Origin of the sequence: Neisseria dentiae (genome assembly GCF_024580525.1) — a bacterium.
In the GTDB taxonomy this organism is placed as follows: Bacteria; Pseudomonadota; Gammaproteobacteria; order Burkholderiales; family Neisseriaceae; genus Neisseria; species Neisseria dentiae_A.
Genome location: NZ_JANIKQ010000038.1, coordinates 1 through 6,940, shown reverse-complemented (window position 1 = coordinate 6,940; position 6,940 = coordinate 1). Strand labels below are relative to the sequence as shown.

7 protein-coding genes are annotated in these 6,940 nt (G+C 50.9%); 6 read left to right on the top strand and 1 reads right to left on the bottom strand.

All coding sequences use genetic code 11. The features are described from left to right. On the top strand, window positions 1-2,393 hold a 2,393-nt coding region (locus tag NQ012_RS12570; protein ID WP_257067921.1), incomplete at its 5' end, for a hemagglutinin repeat-containing protein. After that, the gene (locus NQ012_RS12565) at window positions 2,377-2,832 is read left to right on the top strand and encodes a hypothetical protein (RefSeq protein WP_257067920.1); all 456 of its coding nucleotides are present in this window, start codon (window positions 2,377-2,379) and stop codon (window positions 2,830-2,832) included. The genes NQ012_RS12570 and NQ012_RS12565, both read left to right, overlap by 17 nt. Before the next feature lie 73 nt (window positions 2,833-2,905). Here the strand turns inward: NQ012_RS12565 and NQ012_RS12560 are convergent, their stop codons facing one another. After that, window positions 2,906-3,076: a hypothetical protein gene (locus NQ012_RS12560; protein ID WP_257067919.1), complete on the bottom strand. Its 171-nt coding sequence runs from the start codon at window positions 3,074-3,076 to the stop codon at window positions 2,906-2,908. 36 nt (window positions 3,077-3,112) lie between these two features. On the opposite strand from NQ012_RS12560, the gene NQ012_RS12555 reads away from it, so the two are divergent. From NQ012_RS12555 to NQ012_RS12540, 4 genes are all read left to right on the top strand, one after another. After that, window positions 3,113-5,689, top strand: a complete 2,577-nt coding sequence (locus tag NQ012_RS12555; protein WP_257067918.1) for a hemagglutinin repeat-containing protein — start codon at window positions 3,113-3,115, stop codon at window positions 5,687-5,689. 126 nt (window positions 5,690-5,815) lie between these two features. Further along, window positions 5,816-6,148 carry a hypothetical protein gene (locus tag NQ012_RS12550; RefSeq protein ID WP_257067917.1) on the top strand — a complete coding sequence of 111 codons (333 nt, stop codon included), beginning with the start codon at window positions 5,816-5,818 and terminating at the stop codon, window positions 6,146-6,148. Between the two features lie 99 nt (window positions 6,149-6,247). Continuing rightward, window positions 6,248-6,577, top strand: a complete 330-nt coding sequence (locus NQ012_RS12545; protein ID WP_257067916.1) for a DNA/RNA non-specific endonuclease — start codon at window positions 6,248-6,250, stop codon at window positions 6,575-6,577. A gap of 40 nt (window positions 6,578-6,617) precedes the next feature. Further along, a partial coding sequence (locus NQ012_RS12540; RefSeq protein ID WP_257067915.1) for a hypothetical protein occupies window positions 6,618-6,940 on the top strand: 323 nt, incomplete at its 3' end.

Below are 6,940 nucleotides of genomic sequence, written 5' to 3'. Positions count from 1 at the left end.
GCAGCGGCAGCAACCTCACCCCCGGCAGCATACAGGCAGGCGGGCAGGTCTACCTCAACGCCCAAGGCGGCGGCGCACAATCCACCCTCAGCATTAGCGGCAGCGACATAGCCGGTAAACAAGGCACAATTCTTAACGCAGAAGGCAACCTCACCCTCGAATCCGCCGCCGAAACACACCGGCAGCACAGCCGCAGCCGCGAAGCCGGCTTCAACGCCGGCGTCGCCCTCAGCTTCGACGGCGGCCTCAGCCTCGGCATAACCGCCGGCGGCAACTACGGCCAAGGAAAAGGGGCAGGAGAGCGTACACAACACCGCCACAGCCGCATCGGCAGCAGCCAAAGCCGCACCGAAATCCAAAGCGGCGGCCACACCGCCATTCACGGCGCCCAAGTGGCGGGCAGCAGCATCGGCCTCGAAAGCCGCAGCCTCAGCATAGCCAGCCCGCAGGACAGCGCCGTATACGACGGCAACAACTACCGCATCGAAGCCCAAGTAACCGCCGGCTACGGCTTCAGTGCCTCAGGCAGCGCCGAATACGGCAATATCGGAGCCGACCACCGCAGCACCACCCGCCAAAGCGGGCTGTTTGCCGGCGACGGCGGCTTCCAAGTGAACATCAAAGAACACACCGACTTAAAAGGCGGTATCATCACCTCATCGGCCAAAGCCGAAACCGAAGGCAGAAACCGCTTTCAGACGGCCACCCTCAGCCACAGCGATATAGAAAACCACAGCCGCTACCAAGGCGAGAGCTACGGCATCGGCATGAGCGGCAGCGTCAGCGGCGAGCGTCTCGGCCAAAACCAAAGCATGGGCGGCGTCAACCTCTACGACGCTAGCGCGGCCACAGAAAGCGGCGCGGCCAACGGCAGCCGGGAAGGCTACAGCCAAAGCATAGGCTTCGGGCGCGACGGCGACAACCGCAGCAGCGTTACCCGAAGTGGCATCGGCACGCGCAACATCGTCATCACAAACGACACCACAGGCGGGCAGGCAGCAGCCGTCTACACCGCCACCCGCAGCGAAACCGCAGAGCAGAACACAGGCCGTCTGAATAACACGTTTGATAAAGACAGGGTTCGGAAAGAGCTGGATATACAGCGGGAGGTAACACAGCAGTTCGGCGGCAACGTTGCCTATCTGAAAGGCAGGGTCAACCAACAGATAGACCGACTGAAAGAGCAAAAAGAAGCCGGAAAAATCAGCGAAGCCGATTACCACGATAAAGTGCAAAAGCTGCAATACCTGAACGTGGGCATCAGCAGCGTAGCAGGCGCATTGGCGGCACCGACCGATAGCGGTTTGGGCATAGGCGCCGCCGCACTCAACCCCGCCGGAGCTTATGCCATAGGGCAGTATTTCAAAGGCTTGGAAGACGAAAACGGCAGATTGGGCGGCGACAAAGAAACCGCCCGCGTGTTGGCGCACGGCGTATTATCTGCATCCGTTGCGGCATTAGGCGGCAATGATGCTGCCGCAGCGGCACTATCCGCTGCCGGAGCAGAAGCGGTTGCTCCGATGGTTTCGAATTGGCTTTATGGCACAGATGATCCTGATAAATTAACTGCCGAACAAAAAAATACAATTGCAGCCATTACAAGCTTAGGAGGTGCAGCTGTTGGTGGTTATACAGGCGGTAATGGTGTAGATGCTATGGCAGGCTACCAAGCGGCGCGCAATGCTATAGAAAATAATTTACATCTAAGAAAAGGCGAACGTGCGAGATTACGCCAGGAACTAAATGCCTGTAAAAAACAAAAGGGATGCGACTCTGTGCAAATAGAACGGAAATGGGAGCAAAAAGCCATTGACAACCAAAAAGAACTTTATGCGGCTTGTGATAAAGGTGTTGCTACGCCGGAATGCAATGCATTGAGAAACAAAATAGATAGAAGCACTTATAATGGTTGGAAAGATTATTGGTATCCCACGGGGATGGAGTTTTCTGTTTCTACAGATGCTGCTCTTTATGCTGTATTTGGCGGTAATGTTAAAGCTGATGTTGCTATTGGTAACCGAGGTGCTGCGGCACAATTTGAAGGTGGTTTGGGTATTGGCATCGGTGCTAAGGCAAAAGCGGGGAAATGGGAGAGAGAAGACAGGGGGGCAAGTGTTTCTTCTAGCGCGATTTTGAGAGAAAAAACATTTGGTTCCAAGCCAAGTCCGGATTCTGCTACTTTGTCGACTAAAGCTAGCTTAGAAGGTTATCTTGGTCCTGTTGTTGTAGGCAGTGAGGTTGTTGGTGGAAGAGAATATCCAAAGGATTCTGAATCAAAAGTTTATAAGAATTTTTCAACGAAAATTGAAGTTAAAACCCAATGGGGAATTGGAGGGGCTGCTAAATGGGATTTTATAAATTACAGGACAAATAAATATGAAAAAAAATTATGATATTAAAAAGTTTGAACCTATGGATAAAGAAAATGAAACTAAAATAGCGAAAAAATTTCAAAAGAAATTATTTTTCTCAAAATTTTTCTATTATTATATTGCAATTATAGGAGTGATATTTTTTTTGGAGAAGAATAATTTTATTTTCGATAGTGTTCTTGGTGATCAAGTATTTATTCTAATAATGGTGCTATTTTGGATATTGGGTTTATACAGTATTATTTCTACCTTAATATTCGGAATATGCCCATATTGCCAAAGATTTCAAAAGTTAAATGGTAAGGCGGTTGGAGTGGACAGCAGTTCAATTTCTTACACAAGAGGTGTTTCACCTTTTATAAAATACTGCACACGATGTGGCGCACCATTGTCGGAAAAAGCAGTAAAAGAGGTCTATGAAAAGCTGGAAAAGGGGAATGCTTCTACTCCAATAGATTAGCAAGCCGTAGCCTGCATCAAATGCCTATTCAAGTTGTAGGGCGAGTGCCTTGGCACGCACGCGTTGCCAGACCTCAGGCCGTCTGAAAAATTCCCAATATTTTTTCAGGCAGCCATAGTATTACCAAAGCGACGGCAGCCAAAGCCACACCCGCAAAGGCATCAACGTCGGCGTTTCCAGCCCCGCCACCGATGCCGTCCAAAGCGCCATCCAAAGCGCCCGAACCACCGCCGATCAAGCGCAATACGCAGGCGAAAGCAGCAACAGCCGCACCAACGCCATGGCCGCCGTCAACACCGGCATCGGCGCCTACCGCACCGCCCAAAGCGCACAAACAGCCTACCAAAGCATACAGAAAGGCGAGGGCTTCAAACCCACCGTTACCATCACCTACGGCGAACAGCGCAATACCGCCGGACAACACAGCAGCGGCAGCAACCTCACCCCCGGCAGCATACAGGCAGGCGGGCAGGTCTACCTCAACGCCCAAGGCGGCGGCACACAATCCACCCTCACCGTTACCGGCAGCGACATCGCCGGCAAACAAGGCACCGTCCTTAACGCAGAAGGCAACATTACCCTACAGTCCGCCGCCGAACAACAGCAACAGCACAGCCGCAGCCGCGAAGCCGGCTTCAACGCCGGCGTCGCCCTCAGCTTCGACGGCGGCCTCAGCCTCGGCATAACCGCCGGCGGCAACTACGGCCAAGGCAGAGGTGAGGGAGAGAGTACCCGACACCGCCACAGCAGCATCGGCAGCAGCGAAAGCCGCACCGAAATCCGCAGCGGCGGCCACACCGCCATTCACGGCGCACAGGTGGCGGGCAGCAGCATCGGCCTCGAAAGCCGCAGCCTCAGCATAGCCAGCCCGCAGGATACAGCCGTATACGACGGCAACAACTACCGCATCGAAGCCCAAGTAACCGCCGGCTACGGCTTCAGCGCCTCAGGCAGCGCCGAATACGGCAACATCGAAGCCGACCACCGCAGCACCACCCTGCAAAGCGGACTGTTTGCCGGTGACGGCGGCTTCCAAGTCAACGTAAAAGAACACACCGACCTGAAAGGCGGTATCATCACCGCCACGGAAGCCGCCGAACAAAACAATAAAAACCGCTTTCAGACGGCCACCCTCAGCCATACCGATATCGAAAACCACAGCCGCTACCAAGGCGAGAGCTACGGCATCGGCATGAGCGGCGGCATGAGCGGCGAAAACCTCGGGCAGAGCCAAAACTTAGGCGGCGTCAAGCTCTACAACACCGGCGCGGCAGGCAGCGGCACCGGCGGCCAAGAAGGCTACAGCCAAAGCCTGGGCTTCGGCCGCGACGGCGACAACCGCAGCAGCATCACCCGCAGCGGCATCGGTACAAGCAACATCACCATCGGCAACGACAGCACAGGCACACAGGCCCAAGCCGTCTACACCGCCGTACGCACCGAAACCGCAGAGCAGCATTCAGGCCGTCTGAACAACACGTTTGATAAAGAGCGGGTGCAGAAAGAGCTGGATATACAGCGGGAGGTAACGCAGCAATTCGGCCAAAACGTACAGTATGCCAATACCGAAATCAACAAACGGTTAGACAGCCTAAAAGAGCAGTTGGAAACAGGCCGGATCAGCCAAAGCGATTACGACCGCCGATTGGCAAACTGGCAGTATGGCAAGTTGGCACTTAATTCCTTGGCAGCAGGCTTATCCGCCCCGACCGACAGTGGTTTGGGCATCGCCACCGCCACCGCCAGCCCTGCGGCAGCCTATGCCGTCGGCCAATACTTCAAAGGATTGGCACAAGAAAACCTGCTTGGCGGCAAAACCGGAACCGCCGAATTAACCGCCGCACAAGAAACCGCCCGCGCGGTAGCCCACGGCGTAATTGCCGCCGCCACCGCAGCAGCGGGCGACAACAATGCCCTGACCGCCGCGATAAGCGCGGGCGGGGCGGAGGCGGCGGCGCCATATGTGAGCCAATGGCTGTATGGCGAGAAAGACGGCAGCAAACTGACCGCCGAGCAGAAACAGACGGTTTTGAGTATCTTAAGTTTGGGCGGCGCGGCGGTTGGCGTAACCGGCGGCTCAACGGCGGATACGGTAGCCGGCGGGCAGGCAGCGCAGAGGGCGGTGGAGAATAACTATCTTTTGAAACAAGATTGGGATAATTATCGAAATACTATCAAATCTTGTTCTCAAAGTGAAAATATAACTGCATGCTACCGTAATGCTCAAAAGTATCTATATGAAACAAGTAAATATCGCAATGAGAAACTAAAGGCTGCATGTGCGGAAAATGGTGATATTACTTTGTGTACAAAATATGTTGCAGAGGCAGATTTAAGCCGAAAAATAGCAAAACAAGAGTTAGATTCTTATGGAATAAAGAATCCAGCAAAGCCACTCCCTACTTTTGTAAACTATTATGATATTCCATGGTCTAATAATCCTACTATTCATTATTGGGCGGCTAATATAAATCTCCCAATTACTGATAAATTAAATTATGGATTAAGTGTGGCTGTTAATAGAATTACAGGGGAGATATTTCTAGGAGTAACAAGTTCACCTGATATTAAAGGTGGTAAGAATACGAGATTTATAGGTAAGCCGAGCATAACGGCTACAATAGGGCATATCAATAATTTGTCATCTATTGAAAAAGCTCGTTTATGGAAAACAATTACAGATACCCTTCAAGGGGAATCTACAACAATTTCAGGTTGTGGTTATTTTGCTTGTGCTGGAGCCAGTAAAACACCTAGCGGAAAAGTGTCCTTTGAGTTTGGGGCTACAACAACTAAAACTCCTTCGGGATCTATTGGAAAAGCAAATATGATAAAGGTAGGTAGAATTATCAAATAATATTATTCAATATTTTATGAGGTTGTTTTAATGAAAATTTCTACTTTTAATATAAAGATAAAATATCAAATTGTATTTTTTTTGGTATTCATTTTTTTCATAATATTTCTAATAAGTAAATTTGAAATGCAAAAAGAAAAATTTGGATACAAAAAAGATTATTTAGAAAGAAATAGGAAAATTACAGAAGAAATTCCTATTATTATTAAACCTTATCAGATTTCTAAAATTAGTTCTATCCAACAAGGCCCTCTAAGTATTAGGAATTTTTATATTGAAGGGACATGGGAGGATTATCAGAAAATACATGATATCTTAGCAAAAAAAAGTATGTCTATCGGATTTAATGGAGTATGTAGAGATGAGGAAGTTATCTGGATTAATTTTGATGAGGTATCAAAACCTAATCATGTAGTTATTCAATGGAAATATCCTGACGAATCTTGTAGCAAGTCGTAGCCTGCATCAATATCCTATTCAGGGCGTAGCGTGTGTACCTCAAGGCCGTCTGAAAAAATTCCCCCATCTTTTTTCAGATGGCCTTACGCTTGGAACCAATTGGCCAACAAGCCCAATGCAAATAGCGTTTACCGCTTTGATAACGGTTTCCAATATGCCACCGATGCACAAAAGCGGGTAAAAGAAGTAACTGCCGATTTGAAAATAGACCCTTGGGATAGGAATACCTACCAGCAACGCACTTCGGGCGGGTCATGCCGTAAAGATAGTGATTGCGGCGGCCATCTGATAGCGTCGATGTTCGGCGGCCCGGGTGAAGGTATCAATTTGGTGCCGATGGATGCGAAATTGAATGGCAGTAGTGGTAGATGGTATCAACTGGAGCAGCAATGGAAGAAAACGTTGGAGGCCGGAGGAAGCAAGCCGTAGCCTGCATCAAATGCCCATCCAAGCTGTAGGGTGAGTGCCTTTGGGCAAGCACGCGTTGCACCCCCAAGGCCGTCTGAAAAAAATTCCCAATCTTTTTTCAGACGGCCTTAGCATCAGCCAAAGCCACACCCGCAAAGGCATCAACGTCGGCGTTTCCAGCCCCGCCACTGATGCCGTCCAAAGCGCCATCCAAAGCGCCCGAACCACCGCCGATCAAGCGCAATACGCAGGCGGGGGCAGCAACAGCCGCACCAACGCCATGGCCGCCGTCAACACCGGCATCGGCGCCTACCGCACCGCCCAAAGCGCACAGGAAGCCTACCAAAGCATACAGAGCGGCAGCGGCTTCAAACCCACCGTTAC